Source organism: Sphingomonas sp. S2M10, assembly GCF_012650175.1.
Classification (GTDB): Bacteria; Pseudomonadota; Alphaproteobacteria; order Sphingomonadales; family Sphingomonadaceae; genus Sphingomonas.
This window is the reverse complement of sequence record NZ_JAAILI010000014.1, coordinates 76,439-92,763: the sequence shown is the minus strand read 5'-3', so window position 1 is coordinate 92,763 and position 16,325 is coordinate 76,439. Positions and strand designations below refer to the sequence as shown.

The window sequence follows — 16,325 nt, the reverse complement described above, 5'->3', positions numbered from 1 at the left end:
AAGGGGAAGTTTCGCGCTTTGGCTACTGCGAGGTCGCGGGTGCGGATGCGGGAAGGCTGGGGGCAAGCGCCTGTCCTTCGACGATCGGCGCGCCCTGCTGCCAGCACGATTTCCAGCGGTTGCTGGAATCGTGCCACCAGGTCGCGAAATCCCCAGCCGCCTGACTGACGCTGATCTCGGTGAAAAAGCCGGCCTGCGTCGTCGTCCCCTTGATCGTGACGGTCGAGGAATCGGACACGATCACGAAGTCGCGCACGGGCGCAAACCTAGCGGGGCGGATGGCCTGCAGGGCGGTGAAGGCCGGTGCGATCGCTGTGCAGCTGGTGCCATCAAGCCAGTCGTGCAGGGTCGTGTCGGTAGCGACGCACTTGCCGTCCGCGCCGTGCTTCCCGCACCAGTTTCGATCGCGGCGAACCCGCTCGGCCACCCAGCGGGGCGCGCCGCTGCCGCCCGGGACCATGCCGAAGAGCACCTTCTCTTCAACGTAGACGCCAAGACCGCCGCCGACATTGGTCACCGTATACTGCACGTTGAGCTTTCGTTCCATCTGCGGTGTGCCTGCGAGCAGCAATGCGAGCGGCAGCGCAGTGAACAGGTGCGGCATGGCAGACCTCCTGATGCGACGGGCAGCTTGGCTCGCGGCATATCACGCCAGGCTCGATCGTCGCTAGCGCCTCTCGCTTGTCCCAGATTTCGAGTGTGCTGTCTTGATAATACAGCGTGAGGGTCCCATATCCCGCCCATGTTCAACGCACTCTCGCTGCTGATCGGGCTGGTGGCGCTGCCCTTTGCGCTGGTGGGGATCATCCCGTTCCCCTTCGTGCCGCTGGTCAACTGGATCGCCTTCCCGATCGCGCTCACCGGCACGGTGGTGGGGATGTTCTCGCGTGGGACGGCGGGGCGGAACCTCAACCTGCTGATCCTGATCCTCAGCGGCGTGCGGCTGATGCTGACCGGCGGGTTCATCTAGGCAACGAAAAAGGGGCCCGGCAAACCGGACCCCTCTTCGTACAGGCCGTCAGGCCTTAGCGGCAGCGGACGTTGCCGCGATCCACCGACTGGCCGAGCGCCGCGCCCGCCGCCGCACCAAGCAGCGTGCCGAGCGTCGCATTGCCGCCCGAGGACAGCGCGTTGCCGAACAGGCCACCGGCGACGCCGCCCACGATCAGGCCGGTCGTGCCGTCGTTGCGGCGGCAATAATAGCGGCCGTCATTGCCGCGATAGATGCGGTCGTTACGGCCCAGGCGGCGCTCCTGATAATAGCGGCCGTCGCGATAATAGCGGTCGGCATAATAGCGGCGCTCGCCAGCGGGCAGGCGGTTATAGTCGTAGTTGCGATAGCGGCGCCAATCACGCTGCCACTGGCGATTGTCGGCGCGCGCGGCCTGGCGAATGTCCTGGCGGCAGTCGCGTGCCTCCCGACGGAATTCGCCCCGGCTGTCCGAATTGCGGAGATCGTGGCGGCAATCCTGGCGCGCATCGCGCTCGCGCGGCCCCTGGGCCATTGCGGGCACGGCGGTGACCGTCAGCGCCGCCGCGGCGGCTACGAACAACATGCGCATCGTGACATTTCCTTGTCGTTGTCGATGCGTGCCGAACGTGCCACCGCGGCGGCAGGTTGCGTGAACAGGAAACTACCTTCGGTTCATTCGGCGTCCATCGACGGGACACGCGCGTCGCCCGGATAGGCGAACAGCAGATCGCTGCCGACCGCCGCCTCCAGCTCGACATGGCCTTCGAGCGTCAGGCATTCGCCCGCCTTGAACGCGATACCGTCGGCCACGCCTTCGCCCCGTACCGGGATCAGCCAGCCGGTGGTGCCTTCGGGCAGATCGAAGCGGCGATGCCCGCCTTCCCAGCGCTCGAGCACGAATTTGGGGCCCTCGACGAGGATGGTGCGGTTCGGTGCCACCGCGCCCGGCATCGGGTGCGGCACGAAGGGCACGGGCTCGGCGACGGCGATGCCCTGGTCGAGATGCAGCTCGCGCGGGCGGCCGTAATCATAGAGGCGGTAGGTGGTCTCGCTGTTCTGCTGGACCTCGATCAGCGTGATGCCCGCGCCGATCGCGTGGACGGTGCCCGAGGCCGAGTAGAAGAAATCGCCGGCCTTGACCGGCTTCCAATCGAGCATGTCCTCGATCGAACCGTCGAGCGCGCCGGCGCGCAGTTCCTCGCGGGTGGTGGGCTGCTTGGTGCCGAGCGCGATCGTCGAATCGGGCTGCGCGTCGAGGATCACCCAGCATTCGTCCTTGCCGCGGGGCAGCCCGGCGGCGTGCGCCTGCTCGTCGTTCGGGTGGACCTGGACCGACAATTTCTCGCTGGTGAACAGATACTTGATCAGCAGGTCCGGGGTGCTGTCGCCCGGCGTCTGGAACCAGACTTCGCCGACCGGCTCGCCGTCCTTGGCGGGATCGGCGAAGCCCGGATACAGGGTGTGGCGGCCCCAGGGTTTTTCGACGCGGTGGGTGGCGAGAAGCGTGGCGGGCACGGAAGATCCCCTTCGAAGATGGTCACGGAAACGCCAGCGCATGTGGCGCGATGCGGGTTCCGCCGCAATCCCGCCCCGAAAAGGATTGTTTGCAGCCACGGCCCCGGTCTAAGAACCCCGGCATATGCGTAGTCCTCTGCCTCGCGCGCTTGCGTTCGCGCTTCTTCCGGTGTTCGCCCTTTCCGTCGCCGGCTGCGCCAAGCGCGGCGGGGTGAAGGATCTGCCCTATGTCGCGCGCGACGTCGGCACCTTGTACAGCACTGCCAAGCAGAAGCTGGACCAGCACCAGTACAAGCTCGCCGCCGCGCTGTTCGACGAAGTCGAGCGCCAGCACCCCTATTCGGTGTGGGCGCGCCGCGCGCAGCTGATGGGCGCGTTCAGCTATTATCTGAACCGCGACTATGCGGAAGCGATCGCCTCGGCGCAGCGCTTCCTGGCGGTCCACCCGGGCAACCGCGATGCGCCCTATGCCTATTATCTGATCGGCATTTCCTATTACGAGCAGATCAGCGACGTCACCCGCGACCAGAAGATCACCCAGCAGGCGCTCGATTCGCTCGGCGAGCTGATTCGCCGCTATCCGAACTCCAAATACGCCGCCGACGCCCGGCTGAAGCTGGACCTGGTGCGCGATCACCTCGCCGGCAAGGAAATGGAAGTCGGCCGTTTCTACGAGAAGCGCGGCCAGTGGCTGGCGGCGGCGCTGCGCTTCCGCGCGGTGGTCGACAATTACCAGATGACCACGCATGTGTCCGAGGCGCTGATGCGCCTGACCGAGAGCTATCTGGCGATGGGCGTGCCGGAGGAAGCCAACAAGGCCGCCGCGGTGCTGGGCGCCAACTATCCGGGCACCGACTGGTACAAGCATGCCTATGATCTGATGCAGGACAATCAGGACAAGGTCGCCGCCGCAGCCAAGGCCGGTCCGCCGCCCAAGCCCGCGAGCTAAAAGCACTTTCGTTCTTCTCCTGTTCCTGCGATAGGGGGCCGCGATGCTGACCGCGCTATCCATTCGCGACGTGGTGCTGATCGAGGCGCTGGACCTGGAGTTCGGCGAAGGGCTCGGCGTGCTGACCGGCGAGACCGGGGCGGGCAAGTCGATTCTGCTCGATGCGCTGGGGCTGGCGCTGGGCGCGCGTGCCGATAGCGGGCTGGTCCGCAGCGGCGCGAGCCAAGCGGTGGTGGTGGCGAGCTTCGTGCCGCCCGCCGCCGATGGCGAGATCGCCAATCTCTTCGCGCAGAACGGCATGGAACTGGAGCCGGGCGAGCCACTGCTGGTGCGCCGACTGGTCAAGGCCGATGGCGGCAGCCGGGCGTTCGTCAACGATCAGCCCGCGTCCGCCGGGTTCCTCCGCGAACTGGCGCCGTACCTCGTTGAGATTCACGGCCAGCATGACGATCGCGGGCTGCTCAATCCGCGCGGGCACCGGCTGCTGCTCGATTCCTTCGGGCGCTGCGAGGTGGGGCCGGTGGCGATCGCGCACCGCGCCTGGCGCGCGGCCGAGGATGCGCTGGCGGTGGCACGCGCCGAGCAGGACAGCGCTGAACGCGACCGCGAGTGGCTGGAGCACGCCGTCACCGAGCTCGCCGCGCTTGCGCCCGAGGAGGGCGAGGAGGAGCGGCTCGCCGAACGCCGTGCCGCGATGCAGCGCGGCGAGAAGATCGCTAGCGACCTGCAGGGCATCGCCGATCTGCTCGAAGGCTCGGACGGCGGGCTCGCCCGGCTGCGGCAGGCGGCGCGGATCCTGGAACGCGTGTCCGACGATCACGCAGCGCTGGCCGAGGCGCTGGCCGCGATCGACCGGGCGATCACCGAGGGCAGCGAGGCGCAGGCGCAGGTCGATGCCGCCGCCGAGGCACTGGCCTTCGATCCTGCCGCGCTGGAGGCCGACGAGGCGCGGCTGTTCGAACTGCGCGCCGTCGCTCGCAAGCACCGGGTGCAGCCCGACGAACTGCCCGCGCTGCTCGCCGAGCTTTCCGGCCGGATGGAGCGGCTGACCAGCGGCGGAGCGGGAATCGCCAAGCTCGAAAAGGCGGCGACGGAAGCCCATGCCGCCTATCGCGACGCGGCGCAGACGCTTTCCGCCATGCGCACCATGGCGGCGGCGCGGCTGGATGCGGCGGTGGCGACCGAGCTCAAGCCGCTCAAGCTGGATGCCGCGCGCTTCCGCACCGTGGTCGAGCCGCTGGACGAACAGCAGTGGAGCGCCGCCGGCATGGACCGGGTGGAGTTCGAGGTCTCGACCAATCCCGGCGCGCCCTTCGCCCCGCTGATGAAGATCGCCAGCGGCGGCGAGCTTTCGCGCTTCATCCTCGCGATGAAGGTCGCGCTGGCCGAGGAAGGCGGCGCGCGCACGCTGATCTTCGACGAGATCGATCGCGGCGTCGGCGGCGCGGTTGCGGATGCAATCGGCGAGCGGCTGGCGCGGCTTGCCCAGGGATCGCAGCTGCTGGTGGTGACCCATAGCCCGCAGGTCGCGGCGCGCGGGGCGCGGCACCTGCTGATCGCCAAGAGCCACGACGGCATCGTCACCCGCACCGGCGTGACCCCGCTTACCCCCGAGCAGCGTCGCGAGGAAATCGCGCGGATGCTTTCCGGCGCCGAGATCACCCCGGAGGCACGTGCCCAGGCCGATCGGCTGCTGGCGGCCTGAATCTGAACGAAGCTTTCGGCGTTGCGACAATTCGTGACGGAAAAGGCGGCTGCTTGGGACAAAGTGGCGACATCGGCGTTCCACAACGGCTCTCGACCGCAGGGGCGGTCTAGTCGAAGTGAGGAGTATCCGATGAAGAAGTTCATGCTGCTGATCGCCGGCCTGGGTGTCGCCACCGCCGCCGTTCCCGCATCGGCCGCCGCCTATCAGCCGGGCTGGCAGACCATCAACGCCCGCCAGGATCGTATCGAACAGCGGATCAACCAGGGCATCCGCTCGGGCGCGCTCAGCCGCCGCGAGGCGACCCAGATCCGGAACGAGTATCGCGGCCTGGTGCGCCTGGAGGCTCGTTACCGCGCCTCGCGTCCCGGCCTGACCGTTCAGGAGCGCCGCGACCTCGATCGTCGCTATGATGCGCTTTCGGCCAAGGTCCGCTATGAAAAGCAGGATCGCAACAACCGCCGCCGCTGATCCCGGCGACCGGTAGAGAGAAAAGGGCTTCGCCGCACGGTGGAGCCCTTTTTCGTACCAGCAGAAGAGAGCGCCTTGCAGTTGCCGACCGCAAGCCGCGCATCGCTGGGCCCGTGCCGAGAGGCGCCACCGGCGCCACCGCGGACACCCTTGTCGCGCGTCATCCTGGGATGGGATCACGCGCTGGACCGCGTCGTTGCGTTCCCCGGCTGGGGGCGATCAGCCGTCCGTCTTGGGCGGTGTGCGGCGGGTACGCGGCTTGGCAGCGGCGTCCGGCGCTTTCTTGCGCGTGCGGCGCGGCGGGGGTGCCTTGGCAGCCTTGGTCGGCGCAGGGTCCGCGTCGCTGCTCGGTGCCGCCTTTTCGGCTGGCGTTGCCGCGGCCTTGCGGACACGTGCTGGCTTTGCCTCCGTCGGCACGGCGGCCGTCGCGGGCTTGCGGATCCGCTTTACCGCGGCTTTGGCGGGCGCAGGCGTCGTCTCGGCAACTAGTGCCGGGGCAGCTTCGGGCGCGGGCGCGGGCGCGGGTTGCGGCGGCGCGGCTTCGGGCTTCCCGCCATCGCGCTTGATCCGCTGGGCGAGCGCCACGAGCCCCGAGGCGAGCAGATCGGCGATCACCGGATGTCTGGCGAGGCTGGTGAGCTGGCGGCGGGCATCCTTGGGCAGTTTGATGCCGTCGATCACCTTGGGCAGGAACGACGTTTTCTTGTCGTCCTTCTTTGCCTTCTTCTCTTTCTTGCCGGCCATGCCGCACCTCCCTCTCTGGGTGAAGCGACCAGCTTCTGCCAAGCGATTCGCGCTGTCAACGTGGCGGCGGCACGCGTTCAGTGATGGGTGAGGCTGTCTCCCTCCCACTCGAACACGATATCCAGATCGGCTTCCGTCGGCCGAGCGGCGGCACGGCGCAGATGGCGCGGCGGCAGCGCATTCGGCGAGGCGCGTCGGCGCGGCGAACGATAGGGCTTGGGCTTCTGCATCACGGGCCTCCTTGCCGGTTCCGGCATATGTCGAACCCTGCAGATACGCTCAGGTTCCGTGGCGGGCGGTGACCAGCCGGGCGAGGTGGCGGTGCAGTCGCTCGCTATTGGCTGCCCAGGTGAAGGGTTCGGCGAGGCGGCGCACCGCTGCCGAGGCGGGCGGCGCGGCGAGCAGATCGGCGATACCGGCGGCAATTGTTTCCGGCGTGCGATCAACGATCCGTCCGGCGGCGGGGCTGGTCACCACCTGCCTTGCGCCGCCCACATCGGGGATGACGACGGGCGTGCCGCTGGCGAGTGCCTCCAGCCAGACATTGGCGAGCCCTTCGGATGCGGAGGCCAGCGCCATCACGTCGGCAGCGGCGAGGAGGTCGGCGACCTGCTCGGGGGGCAGTGCGCCCAACAGCCGAATGCGGTCGGAGCAGCCCTGGGCCTCGATGCGCGCTGCCAGGCGTGCCGCCTCCGGGCCGTGTCCGGCGATGGCGAGGTGGACGCCGGGCAGGCGCGCCACGGCGTCAATCAGCAGGTCGTGCCCCTTGAGCGGGATCAGCGCGCCGACCGATGCGACCAGCGGCGCATCGACGCCGAACCGCTGCTTGGCGGCGGCACGGTCGCGGGGGGCGAAGCGCGTGAGGTCGACGCCGGTGACGATGCACCGGGTGCGGTCGCCCGGCATGCCCAGCGCGATCATGTCGTCGCGGAGTGCCAGCGATACCGAGAGCAAGCCGTCCGCTTGCCGCCCGGCGCGGACGATCTGGCGGGCGATGGCGGGGCGGCGGGTCCATTGATGAATGTCCGATCCGCGCGCCTTGATCGAGACGGGCACGTCGAACGTTCCGCCGAGCGCAACGGCCGCGGGCCCGTCGGGGAAGAAGAACTCGGCGCTGATCACGTCGAAGGGGAAGCTGCGGCGCAGATCCGCCAGCATCGGCCGCAGCGCCCGGGAAAGCATCCCGGCATGGAGGCGGCCGCCGGTGCCCGGCAAATTCAGGAATCGCGGACGGTGGACGGGCAGGCCATGCCAGTCTTCGCGCAGCGGCAACGCGGCCAGGGCGGCATAGCGGGGGTGTCGGTCGAGCGGGAAGGGCGGTACGCCGCGCGGAGCGACGACCTGCACCTCCACGCCGTCCCGAGCGGCGAGCGCGCGGGTCTGACGTTCGACGAAGATGCCGAAATTGGGCCGCGACGCGTCCGGGAACAGGGTGGAAAGAACGAGGATGCGCAGCATGCCCCAGGGTGCATAGCACCCCGGGGTTAATGCTTCAGCGCATCAGCGGCAGCTGTTGCCACCCTTCTCGATGGCGCGACCGGCCACCGCACCGGCAACACCGCCGAGCAACGTGCCCGTGGTGCGATCGCCGCTGGTGTCGACGGTGCGGCCGAGCAGGGCGCCGCCGACGGCGCCGATCACGGTACCGGTGGTGCCGTCGGGCTTGCGGCAATAGCGGCGGCCGTCACGGCCGCGCCATTCGCGATAGGCATAACGGCGGTTGTCGTCGCGGTAGCGGCGATCGTCACGGTCGCGATAATGGCGGTCCTGTCCAACCACGGCCTTGGCCTCTGCCTGGGTGGAGGGCAGCACGACGGCGGCGGGAATGGCGAGCGCGGCTGCGCTGAGTGAAAGCAGTAGGGTGCGCATGGGATACTCCCCGATTTGTTGTACATGAAACGAACGTGTCGACCGTAGCCGCGGTTGCATGAACCCAATACTACGTGCCGTTCAGGCGGAAGGCAGGCGGATGGAAGAAGCGCAGGCGATGATCGCGCAGCTGGGGCTGGCACCCCATCCCGAAGGGGGCTGGTATCGCGAGACGTGGCGAGCCGATGCGGTGAGATCGGTGCGCGCGCCGGGCACTGCGATCCTGTTCCTGCTGGAGGCCGGGCAGCGCTCCCACTGGCACCGCGTGGATGCCGACGAGCTGTGGCTTTGGCACGCCGGATCCCCGCTGGATCTGCAGATCGAGGATGCGGATGGGCGCGTGTCGCGGATTGCGCTCGGCGGCGATGTGCTGGCGGGGCAGGCGCCCCAGGCCCGGGTACCCGCCGGCCGCTGGCAGGCGACCGACGCGCCGAAGGGCTGGGGTCTCGTAACCTGCGTGGTGGTGCCGGGCTTCGACTTTGCCGGGTTCGAACTGGCCGAACCCGGTTGGTCGCCGCCGGGTATCTGAAGCGGCTTTATCCCCGTTATCCACAGTATCAACAGGGCGTGGTGGGCGGTTGTCCCTTGGTCCGACTCGCTGCCGGTGAGACCATCATCTTCGTGAGAAGGCTGGTGACGGGACGGGCAACCGGTTCGGTATCAGTATCTTGCAGGCTGGCGTCGGCGCTGGTGCCTTATGGAACCACGCAACCCGGCAGATGCGCGACGATCGCCCCTCCCGGTGGCGGTTCGCGCGTCGACCCGGCGACCGTCCCCCCTGCCGGGGCGGTCGTCGCAGGCCGCCGGCGGCGAGGACCACGCGTTTCGGCGCGGCGGTTCGATCGGCCGGCGACATGGGGGGCAGGCGGCGACGCCGGCCCCCCTTCCGATTCCAGGGACTCCCCGATTGGCAGGCGCTTGTGCGGAGCGCATAGCGGTGCCGATCGCGATCGGGAGGATCGGCTTGGGAAGCATTTTCGAACGGCTCGCGCAGCGCGTGGCGGGTTGGGCCGGGCGTCCGCCTGCCTTCGGCCTCGCCTTTCTGGTCATCATCATATGGGCGCTGAGCGGACCGGTGTTTCACTGGTCGGACACTTGGCAGCTGGTGATCAATACGGGCACCACCATCGTCACCTTCCTGATGGTGTTCCTGATCCAGAATGCCCAGAATCGCGATGCCGCCGCGCTGCAGGCCAAGCTGGACGAAGTGATCCGCGCGATCGACACGGCCCGCAACGAGTTCATCGGCATCGAGCATCTGAGCGAAAGGCAACTGCTCGACATCCGCGATCGGCTGGAGCGCGAGTGCGGCGAACGTGATCCCGCGCGGCATGAGGCCATCGAGACGGTGATCGGGCGCCGCTGAGGCGGGTCAGGGGATCTGCCGGCGGATCGCAGCGAGGCGGGCGAGGGCGGCGGGGATGACCGGCCCGCCGCAATTGACCAGCGTACGCGAAAATTGTGCCTGGGTAACCGGCAGGCCCGTTTCGGCGATCGCGCGCGCGCGCAAGCTGGCGGCGCGCGAATCGCTGTCGTGACCGGGTTCGTCGGGAGCGAGCATCACTTTCGGGGGCTCGGCGATCACCCGCTCCATCGGCAGATGGCCGGTATGGGCAAGGCCATAGTGCGCGGCCTGGTTGGAGAAGCCGGCGCTGGTCATCAGATCGTCGAGCAGCGTCTTGCCGCCGGTGACGAGGTTGCCGCCGATCCAGAGCAGGGCAGGCGCCTTGGGGCCGCGCCACCGGGCGGCGGCGACGGCGGCATCGATCCGGGCGTTGAGCGCGGCGCCCTTGGCCGGTGCACCAACCGCCTCGGCAAGCTCGGTTACCTGCGCCTTGCTGTCGGCGATCGAGGGCGGGATGTCGAGGTAGAGCACCCTGAGCCGGGCACGAGCAAAGGCCTCGCGGGTCGAGGGCGGCGTGAAGCTGCTGGCGATCACCAGATCGGGCCGCATCCCGATCACTTCCTCCGCGGTGCCGTTGTTGCCGCGGAAACGCCGCGCGATCTCGAGCGGGATCGAGGTGGAATCGGCGCGCTTCGAATAATGGCTGATCGCGGCGATCCGCGACGGCGGCACCAGCTCCAGCAGCGTCGCGTCGGCGCAGGGGTTCATCGAGACGATTCCCCCGCCGCCGGCGGAAGGCGGCGCCGCGCAGCCCGCGAGCCCCAGGCAGGCGAGCAGTGCGGCGCCGAACCTCACTGGAAGCGCACCCGCATGCCGCCGAAGGCAGCGCGGCCATAGGTGCCGTAGCCGGTGATCTGCTGGTAGCGCACGTCGCCGATATTATCGACGCGGCCATAGACCGAAAGCAGCTTGGTCACCGGCATTTCCGCCCGCACGCCGGCCAGCGCATAGCCGTCGATCGGGGTGAGGTTGCCGACATCGTTGAAGCTGTCGCCCACCATCGTCACCGTGCCGCCGATCGCGAGCCCGAAGGGGAAGCGATAGTCGGCCGAGACATTGGCGGTGTCGCGCGGACGGCGGGGCAGATCGTTGCCCGGATAGCCGGTGCTGCGGTTCTCCGAAAAGACATGGGTGACGTTCGCGCGCACCGTCAGCGCCTGGACCGGCTGGAGCAGCGCCTCAAGCTCGACTCCCTCGGCGCGGGTCTTGTTGAGGTTGTAATAGGTCGAGGTATCGAAATTATAGTCGATCTGGTTGTCCGAATCGCGGTGGAACCAGGTGGCGCCCAGCGCGAGCTGGCCGCCGGCCAGCGTCTGCCGCACGCCCGCCTCGTAGCTCCTGGCGGTCTCGGGGCGGAGGCTGCGATCGCCATAGGCGCTGTAGAGCTGGTAGAGCGTCGGTGCCTTGAAGCCCTCGCCGAAGCTGGCGTGCAGCACGGTGTCCGCGGCCGCGCGCACGGCGAGATCGGCGTTCCAGGTCCAGTGGCCGCCGAACGTGTCGTGGTCGTCGTGGCGGACCCCGCCGGTCAGCGTCACCGGGGCGATCGGCGTCACGATCGCCTGGCCGTAGACGCTGGTGATGCCGACCGAGGTGCGCCCCGCGCTGCCGAAGCCCTCGTCATAGCGGATGCGGCTCTGCTCATGCTCGGCGCCGAACACCAGGCGCAGCTGTTCGGCCAGCGTCGCATCGCCCTGATAGGTGTAGCGCTCGGCGCGTCCCCGGTAGCGGTACGCGATCGACGAATCGGCGTTGTAGCCGTCGCGGTGGATGTCGGAGAGGGTGAAGCCCAGCCGGTTGCGCAGCTTGCCGCCGAACGTCTCGTGCGTGACGCCGGCATAGCCATAGACTTCCTGCGCCTTGGCATAGTCGCCGGTGTCGCCGAAATCGTAGGTCGGCGGGGCATAGCCGTCGAGATCGACCTTGCTGTCGGCGAAATAGCCGCGGAGGTCGAGCGCGAGCCCGGGGGCGAGCCGCAGCTGGACATTGCCGGTCGCGCCGAACTGGCGATAGCCGTCCGCCTCCCTGCCGTCTGCCGCCGCCGAGATGCCGTCGGTGGTCAGATAGCCCGCGGTCAGCCCGGCGGTGACACGATCGTTGCCGCCGGCGATCGCGGCGTTGCCGTTGAACGTGCCGAACGATCCGCCCTCGGCATTGCCGCGGACATGGAGGCCCTGCGCGCCCTGCAGCGTGGTGACGTTGACCACGCCGCCGATCGCCTGGCTGCCCCAGATCACCGAATTGGGCCCGCGCAGCACCTCGACCCGCTCGACCGAACCGGCGAGAAGGCTGGCGAAGTTGTAGGCGCCGCCGGTGGAGGAAGGGTCCGCCACGCGGATGCCGTCGATCAGCACCAGCGTCTGGTCGCTCTGCGCGCCGCGGATGCTGAGTGCGGTCGCGGTGCCCAGCCCGCCGTTGCGGACGACGGTGACGCCCGCCGTGGTGGCGAGCAGGTCCGACAGCGCGACGGTCTGGCGCTGCTCGATCTCCTCGCGATCGATCGTGGTGATCGACCGCCCGACCGTATCGGCGCGCTGGGCGACGCCGCTGGCGACGACGACGATCCGGTCATCGTCAGGGTCGGCATGGGCGGCCAGCGGCGCGAGCGCGGCAGCGGCGAACAGGGAAAGCGTGAAGAACTGCATTTCAGACACCCGAGATGGGGGAGCAGGCTGCTCCCGCATGGTTTGGTGTCGCTCACACGGGGATTTCAGCCCCGATCACCCGGTGCACCCCGCCCGTGTGAAGGAATCGACCGTAGCGGGCAGGTCTCCTGGCTCCCGGGTCATTGCAGGCATGCCGCCTTCCCGGAAGCGCGATGGCTCCAGTGGCAGATTGGCATGCCGGCTCACCGGCTACAGTTGCGGGGGCAGCGCCGGACTTCGGACCGGCTTCCCTTTTCACCCTCCCGTCGGGGGAAGGCACCCGTTACCCGGCGGCCTTTAGCGGCAAGCGGGGCAGGGCGGCAAGCCACCCTCTGCCCCTCCATCTCACCAGAGCACGCCGGTCTTGTCGGGCGTCGCCGGTTCGGGCGCCGCATCGCCGATCGCCTGCAGCAGGTCGATCTCGATCGTGCGGCACATCGCATTGAGCGGCAGGTCGTGCACCGTGTTCGCGAACGGATCGACCAGATCGTCGCCGATCGCCAGGGCAGCCAGGAACATGAGGCCGGCAATGGTCGAACCGAGCGGCGTCGCGACGCCCAGCGTCTCGACCAGCCCGATCGGCAGCAGCACGCAGAAGATGTGCGTGAAGGCGGTGGGCACGAGGCGGAATTGCATCGGGAGCGGCGTGTTCTTCAGCCGCTCCATGCCGCCCTGGGCATTGGCGATGTCGATCAGCACGCTTTCCATCGAATGCTGCTGCATTGGGGTGATCCAGCCCTTGGAGCGCGCGATCTCGATCCGTCGGCCGGTGCCGTCGACGATGCCGTTGGCGATGTTGGTGCGCGCCAGCGCATAGTCCGCCTCGCCCCGGGAGAGGAACCGCAGCACTTCCCTGTCGGCCGGCTGGCGGCGCAGCTGGCAGCGCAGCGCGTTCACATAGGCAATCTGGCGCAATACGATGGTGCGCTTGAGATCGACGGCCTCGCCGTCGGGCAGATAGTTGCGCGCCATCCGCGCCAGGTTGCGGCTGGCGTTGATCATCAGCCCCCACAGCCCGCGCCCTTCCCACCAGCGCTGATAGGCCGAGTTGGAGCGGAAGCCGAGGAACAGCGCCAGAACCGATCCGAACAGCGTCAGCGGGAGCGAAGGCGCGCGGAACGGCAGCACGTAGTAGACGACGGTGACGATCACGTCCCAGATGAAGAGCAGCGCGAGCGGCTGCCAGACTTCACGAAGGACCTGTTTGGCGCGGGGGGCGGTGGTGACGATCATGGCCGGACTATACGCGCGAAAGTCGTTCCAGGTCCGTTCAGCCGTCGTTCCTGTCGGGCGCGGGCGCTGCGGCGTGGGACATGGCGGCGGCGGTCGCGCTCGCCGGACGCAGGTGGAACCATTCGGGGCGATCGATCGCGATCAGGAAGGCAAGGGTACCCAGCCCGAACAGCAGCAGCGCGATCGAGCTTCGCAGACGCTCCATGCGGCGGGCTCGTTCATCCTGGTGCATCGTAACATCCTCCTTTGCGGTGAGGATGCACAGCTAAGCATCGATTTTAGCCGGGACATGGACGCAAAGTAACGTTTGTTTGCGCGTCGCACCATTCGCGTTGCGACGCACCATTCTGGCGACGAACGCCTCTGCCCGTGAGGCGCGGCCCGAGCCCGGCGGGCGTAATGTTCTAACTTATGATTATATGTCAAACAGATAGTTGGCTTTTTCGGAACGTGCTCGAAGACGAGGCGTTCGCTTCCGGAACTTAGGAGGCCTGTATGATGAAGAAGCACCTGTTGATCCTGGGCGCCGCGCCGATCTTCGCGCTCGCCGCCTGCGGCGGTACCAGCAATGGCGGCACCGACGCCATGAACAGCGGCGACACCGTGACCAATGTTCCTGCCGACGAGACCATGGGCAACAATATGGGCGGCATGAACGGCATGGACGGCAACGCCATGGCGGCCGCGCCGATGACCGGCCAGGATTTCGCCAACACGGTCGCGGCCAGCGACGCCTATGAAATCGCCGCGGGCAAGCTTGCCCAGCAAAAGGCGACGACCGATGCGCTGAAGGGCTTCGGCAAGCAGATGGTGGACGATCACACCACGTCCACCGACAAGCTGAAGACGGCCGCCGGCAAGGCAGGGCCCGCGATCACGCCCGCCCCGGCGATGACCGACGAGCAGCAGGCGAACCTCAAGACGCTGCAGTCCGCCACCGGCACCGCGTTCGACACGGCGTACAAGAGCCAGCAGGTCGTTGCGCACGAAAAGGCGCTGGCGGCGGTACGCGGCTATGCCGGCAGCGGCGACGTTCCCTCGCTGCGTGCGTTCGCGCAGGAAGCGGAAGGCATGATCTCGAAGCATTACGACACGATCAGGGGCATGTGATCGCCCCCGGGGGAGTGGCCTCAGGCCGCTTCCCCGCTCGCCTCGAGCAATACCGGGGCGGCAGCGGGACCCGTGGCGCCGCCCATGTGCTTCAGGCGACCGTCGATATGGCCGCCTTGTTCGACCATGATCGTCTCATATTCCACGTCGCCGGTGATCCGCGCGGTGCGCTCGATGGTGAGCTGGCGGGCGCGGACCGATCCTTCGACCGATCCGGCAAGTCGCGCATCCTCGGCTTCGACTCGGCCGAAGATCTGGCTCTCGGCCCCCTGCACCAGGCTGGCGCAGCGGACATCGCCTTCAATCCTGCCGTCGATATGCAGGTCAGAGGTGGCGGTGAGGTTGCCGGTGATGACGATGTCGGCGCCGAGGACCGAGAATTGCCCGCGCCGCGCGCCTGCCGGGCCCGCGCTGCCGCCGGAAGTTGTCCGCTCTTCCCGATTACGACTGCCGTTGAACATTCGCATACCCCATCGAGGCCGATTCCGTGACGGAGCGCTAGCACAGGCGGCGGCAGGGGGCAGCCCCCGGACAAGGTTAACGTCCGGCGCGTGCGGACTGCGGGGCGGTGCTGTTGACCGGATCGCCCCGCATCGGTATAGGCCGCCCGGTTCCGGGTAGGGCGATTCCTGCCTTGGGTACAAAGAGCTGAACGTTGCTGGAGACGCAATCGCCCGGGGGGCTGAGGCCTTCGGGGCTTTTTCGTATTCTGTCCAACAGGGCTCCAGCAAAGTAACCATCTGAAAGGTGAAGGGCTTCATGCCGACGATTAACCAGCTGGTCCGCAAGGGCCGCGAACCGCAGAAGGCCAAGTCCAAGGTCCCTGCGATGGAACAGAACCCGCAGAAGCGCGGTGTCTGCACCCGCGTGTACACGACGACCCCGAAGAAGCCGAACTCGGCACTTCGCAAGGTGGCCAAGGTCCGTCTGACCAACAGCCGCGAAGTCATCAGCTACATCCCGGGCGAAGGCCACAACCTGCAGGAGCACTCGGTGGTGCTCATCCGCGGTGGCCGTGTGCGCGATCTTCCCGGCGTCCGCTACCACGTCCTTCGCGGCGTGCTCGATACGCAGGGCGTCAAGGATCGTAAGCAGAGCCGTTCGAAGTACGGCGCGAAGCGTCCGAAGTAATCAGGCCATAGTAAGCCCCGGACGTGTTCCGGATCGGCTGAAGATCAGAAGGAAATATTGAGATGGCACGTCGTCGTCGTCCCGAAAAGCGGGAAATCCTGCCCGATCCCGTCTATGGTGATCAGGTACTGTCGAAGTTCATGAATTCGGTCATGCTGGACGGCAAGAAGGCCGTTGCAGAAGCGATCGTCTATGGCGCCCTGGAAACCGTCGAGCAGCGCGCCAAGCGCGAGCCGATCGGCGTGTTCCATGACGCGCTGAATAACGTGAAGCCCGGCATCGAAGTCCGCAGCCGCCGCGTCGGCGGTGCGACCTACCAGGTTCCGGTCGAGGTTCGTCCGGAGCGTGCGCAGGCGCTCGCGATCCGCTGGCTGATCGCCTCGGCCCGCAATCGCAGCGAGCACACCATGGCCGCCCGTCTCTCGGGCGAGCTGATGGATGCGGCGAACAACCGCGGCAACGCGGTGAAGAAGCGCGAAGACACGCACCGCATGGCGGAAGCGAACCGCGCCTTCAGCCACTACCGCTGGTAACTTTCGACCCTACATATTGGGGAGCTGGACGGTCCGGCTCCCCAA

The 16,325-nt window shown here is 67.9% G+C and carries 21 protein-coding genes and 1 riboswitch; of the genes, 9 read left to right on the top strand and 12 right to left on the bottom strand.

Annotated elements, in window-relative coordinates; genetic code table 11:
• Window positions 1-22: 22 nt before the first annotated feature.
• Complete coding sequence (locus tag S2M10_RS05280; protein WP_168845210.1) at window positions 23-604, bottom strand: hypothetical protein; 582 nt, start codon at window positions 602-604, stop codon at window positions 23-25.
• Between the two features lie 138 nt (window positions 605-742).
• On the opposite strand from S2M10_RS05280, the gene S2M10_RS05275 reads away from it, so the two are divergent.
• The gene (locus tag S2M10_RS05275; protein ID WP_168845209.1) at window positions 743-970 is read left to right on the top strand and encodes a hypothetical protein; all 228 of its coding nucleotides are present in this window, start codon (window positions 743-745) and stop codon (window positions 968-970) included.
• 55 nt (window positions 971-1,025) lie between these two features.
• Here the strand turns inward: S2M10_RS05275 and S2M10_RS05270 are convergent, their stop codons facing one another.
• The gene (locus tag S2M10_RS05270) at window positions 1,026-1,562 is read right to left on the bottom strand and encodes a glycine zipper 2TM domain-containing protein (RefSeq protein WP_168845208.1); all 537 of its coding nucleotides are present in this window, start codon (window positions 1,560-1,562) and stop codon (window positions 1,026-1,028) included.
• Window positions 1,563-1,645: 83 nt separating this feature from the next.
• Entirely contained in the window at window positions 1,646-2,488 is an 843-nt protein-coding gene (locus S2M10_RS05265; protein ID WP_168845207.1) for a class I mannose-6-phosphate isomerase, read from the bottom strand.
• 124 nt (window positions 2,489-2,612) lie between these two features.
• On the opposite strand from S2M10_RS05265, the gene S2M10_RS05260 reads away from it, so the two are divergent.
• From S2M10_RS05260 to S2M10_RS05250, 3 genes are all read left to right on the top strand, one after another.
• Entirely contained in the window at window positions 2,613-3,437 is an 825-nt protein-coding gene (locus S2M10_RS05260; protein ID WP_168845206.1) for an outer membrane protein assembly factor BamD, read from the top strand.
• A gap of 43 nt (window positions 3,438-3,480) precedes the next feature.
• A complete protein-coding gene (gene recN / locus S2M10_RS05255; protein ID WP_168845205.1) occupies window positions 3,481-5,142 on the top strand; it encodes a DNA repair protein RecN in 1,662 nt (553 codons plus the stop codon).
• Between the two features lie 132 nt (window positions 5,143-5,274).
• Window positions 5,275-5,613 carry a hypothetical protein gene (locus tag S2M10_RS05250; RefSeq protein ID WP_168845204.1) on the top strand — a complete coding sequence of 113 codons (339 nt, stop codon included), beginning with the start codon at window positions 5,275-5,277 and terminating at the stop codon, window positions 5,611-5,613.
• Window positions 5,614-5,832: 219 nt separating this feature from the next.
• On the opposite strand, the gene S2M10_RS05245 is transcribed toward S2M10_RS05250, so the two are convergent.
• From S2M10_RS05245 to S2M10_RS05230, 4 genes are all read right to left on the bottom strand, one after another.
• Window positions 5,833-6,357, bottom strand: coding sequence for a hypothetical protein (locus tag S2M10_RS05245; protein ID WP_168845203.1), 525 nt, complete (start codon window positions 6,355-6,357; stop codon window positions 5,833-5,835).
• A gap of 77 nt (window positions 6,358-6,434) precedes the next feature.
• A complete protein-coding gene (locus tag S2M10_RS05240) occupies window positions 6,435-6,587 on the bottom strand; it encodes a hypothetical protein (RefSeq protein WP_168845202.1) in 153 nt (50 codons plus the stop codon).
• A gap of 49 nt (window positions 6,588-6,636) precedes the next feature.
• Window positions 6,637-7,815, bottom strand: coding sequence for a glycosyltransferase (locus S2M10_RS05235; RefSeq protein WP_168845201.1), 1,179 nt, complete (start codon window positions 7,813-7,815; stop codon window positions 6,637-6,639).
• A gap of 42 nt (window positions 7,816-7,857) precedes the next feature.
• Window positions 7,858-8,226, bottom strand: a complete 369-nt coding sequence (locus S2M10_RS05230; RefSeq protein WP_168845200.1) for a glycine zipper 2TM domain-containing protein — start codon at window positions 8,224-8,226, stop codon at window positions 7,858-7,860.
• A gap of 100 nt (window positions 8,227-8,326) precedes the next feature.
• Between S2M10_RS05230 and S2M10_RS05225 the strand changes: the two genes are divergently transcribed.
• On the top strand, window positions 8,327-8,755 hold the full coding sequence (locus S2M10_RS05225) for a cupin domain-containing protein (protein WP_168845199.1): 429 nt from the start codon (window positions 8,327-8,329) through the stop codon (window positions 8,753-8,755).
• A gap of 435 nt (window positions 8,756-9,190) precedes the next feature.
• Window positions 9,191-9,592: a low affinity iron permease family protein gene (locus S2M10_RS05220; protein ID WP_168845198.1), complete on the top strand. Its 402-nt coding sequence runs from the start codon at window positions 9,191-9,193 to the stop codon at window positions 9,590-9,592.
• A 6-nt stretch (window positions 9,593-9,598) separates the two neighbouring features.
• Here the strand turns inward: S2M10_RS05220 and S2M10_RS05215 are convergent, their stop codons facing one another.
• The 4 genes from S2M10_RS05215 to S2M10_RS05200 all read right to left on the bottom strand — a co-directional run bounded on the left by S2M10_RS05215 (window position 9,599) and on the right by S2M10_RS05200 (window position 13,738).
• The gene (locus tag S2M10_RS05215; protein ID WP_168845197.1) at window positions 9,599-10,426 is read right to left on the bottom strand and encodes an ABC transporter substrate-binding protein; all 828 of its coding nucleotides are present in this window, start codon (window positions 10,424-10,426) and stop codon (window positions 9,599-9,601) included.
• Window positions 10,423-12,273: a TonB-dependent receptor gene (locus S2M10_RS05210; protein WP_168845196.1), complete on the bottom strand. Its 1,851-nt coding sequence runs from the start codon at window positions 12,271-12,273 to the stop codon at window positions 10,423-10,425. The genes S2M10_RS05215 and S2M10_RS05210 overlap by 4 nt, the downstream gene beginning before the upstream one ends.
• A gap of 100 nt (window positions 12,274-12,373) precedes the next feature.
• Window positions 12,374-12,572, bottom strand: a riboswitch (cobalamin riboswitch).
• 46 nt (window positions 12,573-12,618) lie between these two features.
• Window positions 12,619-13,506: a bestrophin family ion channel gene (locus S2M10_RS05205; RefSeq protein WP_168845195.1), complete on the bottom strand. Its 888-nt coding sequence runs from the start codon at window positions 13,504-13,506 to the stop codon at window positions 12,619-12,621.
• Window positions 13,507-13,543: 37 nt separating this feature from the next.
• Entirely contained in the window at window positions 13,544-13,738 is a 195-nt protein-coding gene (locus tag S2M10_RS05200) for a hypothetical protein (RefSeq protein ID WP_168845194.1), read from the bottom strand.
• 263 nt (window positions 13,739-14,001) lie between these two features.
• On the opposite strand from S2M10_RS05200, the gene S2M10_RS05195 reads away from it, so the two are divergent.
• Window positions 14,002-14,616 carry a DUF4142 domain-containing protein gene (locus S2M10_RS05195; protein ID WP_168845193.1) on the top strand — a complete coding sequence of 205 codons (615 nt, stop codon included), beginning with the start codon at window positions 14,002-14,004 and terminating at the stop codon, window positions 14,614-14,616.
• A 20-nt stretch (window positions 14,617-14,636) separates the two neighbouring features.
• Here the strand turns inward: S2M10_RS05195 and S2M10_RS05190 are convergent, their stop codons facing one another.
• Window positions 14,637-15,077: a polymer-forming cytoskeletal protein gene (locus S2M10_RS05190; protein ID WP_168845192.1), complete on the bottom strand. Its 441-nt coding sequence runs from the start codon at window positions 15,075-15,077 to the stop codon at window positions 14,637-14,639.
• Window positions 15,078-15,375: 298 nt separating this feature from the next.
• Between S2M10_RS05190 and rpsL the strand changes: the two genes are divergently transcribed.
• The gene (gene rpsL, locus S2M10_RS05185; protein ID WP_010545715.1) at window positions 15,376-15,747 is read left to right on the top strand and encodes a 30S ribosomal protein S12; all 372 of its coding nucleotides are present in this window, start codon (window positions 15,376-15,378) and stop codon (window positions 15,745-15,747) included.
• A 62-nt stretch (window positions 15,748-15,809) separates the two neighbouring features.
• Window positions 15,810-16,280: a 30S ribosomal protein S7 gene (gene rpsG / locus S2M10_RS05180; protein WP_168845191.1), complete on the top strand. Its 471-nt coding sequence runs from the start codon at window positions 15,810-15,812 to the stop codon at window positions 16,278-16,280.
• The last annotated feature ends 45 nt before the right edge of the window (window positions 16,281-16,325 follow it).

Excerpts from the sequence above, each read along its gene's own strand:
- S2M10_RS05190 (WP_168845192.1), bottom strand. The coding sequence starts at position 15,077 with ATGTTCAACGGCAGTCGTAATCGGGAAGAGCGGACAACTTCCGGCGGC.
- S2M10_RS05260 (WP_168845206.1), top strand. The coding sequence starts at position 2,613 with ATGCGTAGTCCTCTGCCTCGCGCGCTTGCGTTCGCGCTTCTTCCGGTG.
- S2M10_RS05250 (WP_168845204.1), top strand. The coding sequence starts at position 5,275 with ATGAAGAAGTTCATGCTGCTGATCGCCGGCCTGGGTGTCGCCACCGCC.
- rpsL (WP_010545715.1), top strand. The coding sequence starts at position 15,376 with ATGCCGACGATTAACCAGCTGGTCCGCAAGGGCCGCGAACCGCAGAAG.
- rpsG (WP_168845191.1), top strand. The coding sequence starts at position 15,810 with ATGGCACGTCGTCGTCGTCCCGAAAAGCGGGAAATCCTGCCCGATCCC.
- S2M10_RS05280 (WP_168845210.1), bottom strand. The coding sequence starts at position 604 with ATGCCGCACCTGTTCACTGCGCTGCCGCTCGCATTGCTGCTCGCAGGC.
- S2M10_RS05210 (WP_168845196.1), bottom strand. The coding sequence starts at position 12,273 with ATGCAGTTCTTCACGCTTTCCCTGTTCGCCGCTGCCGCGCTCGCGCCG.
- S2M10_RS05230 (WP_168845200.1), bottom strand. The coding sequence starts at position 8,226 with ATGCGCACCCTACTGCTTTCACTCAGCGCAGCCGCGCTCGCCATTCCC.
- S2M10_RS05195 (WP_168845193.1), top strand. The coding sequence starts at position 14,002 with ATGATGAAGAAGCACCTGTTGATCCTGGGCGCCGCGCCGATCTTCGCG.
- S2M10_RS05270 (WP_168845208.1), bottom strand. The coding sequence starts at position 1,562 with ATGCGCATGTTGTTCGTAGCCGCCGCGGCGGCGCTGACGGTCACCGCC.
- recN (WP_168845205.1), top strand. The coding sequence starts at position 3,481 with ATGCTGACCGCGCTATCCATTCGCGACGTGGTGCTGATCGAGGCGCTG.
- S2M10_RS05245 (WP_168845203.1), bottom strand. The coding sequence starts at position 6,357 with ATGGCCGGCAAGAAAGAGAAGAAGGCAAAGAAGGACGACAAGAAAACG.
- S2M10_RS05205 (WP_168845195.1), bottom strand. The coding sequence starts at position 13,506 with ATGATCGTCACCACCGCCCCCCGCGCCAAACAGGTCCTTCGTGAAGTC.
- S2M10_RS05225 (WP_168845199.1), top strand. The coding sequence starts at position 8,327 with ATGGAAGAAGCGCAGGCGATGATCGCGCAGCTGGGGCTGGCACCCCAT.
- S2M10_RS05275 (WP_168845209.1), top strand. The coding sequence starts at position 743 with ATGTTCAACGCACTCTCGCTGCTGATCGGGCTGGTGGCGCTGCCCTTT.
- S2M10_RS05200 (WP_168845194.1), bottom strand. The coding sequence starts at position 13,738 with ATGCACCAGGATGAACGAGCCCGCCGCATGGAGCGTCTGCGAAGCTCG.
- S2M10_RS05240 (WP_168845202.1), bottom strand. The coding sequence starts at position 6,587 with ATGCAGAAGCCCAAGCCCTATCGTTCGCCGCGCCGACGCGCCTCGCCG.
- S2M10_RS05235 (WP_168845201.1), bottom strand. The coding sequence starts at position 7,815 with ATGCTGCGCATCCTCGTTCTTTCCACCCTGTTCCCGGACGCGTCGCGG.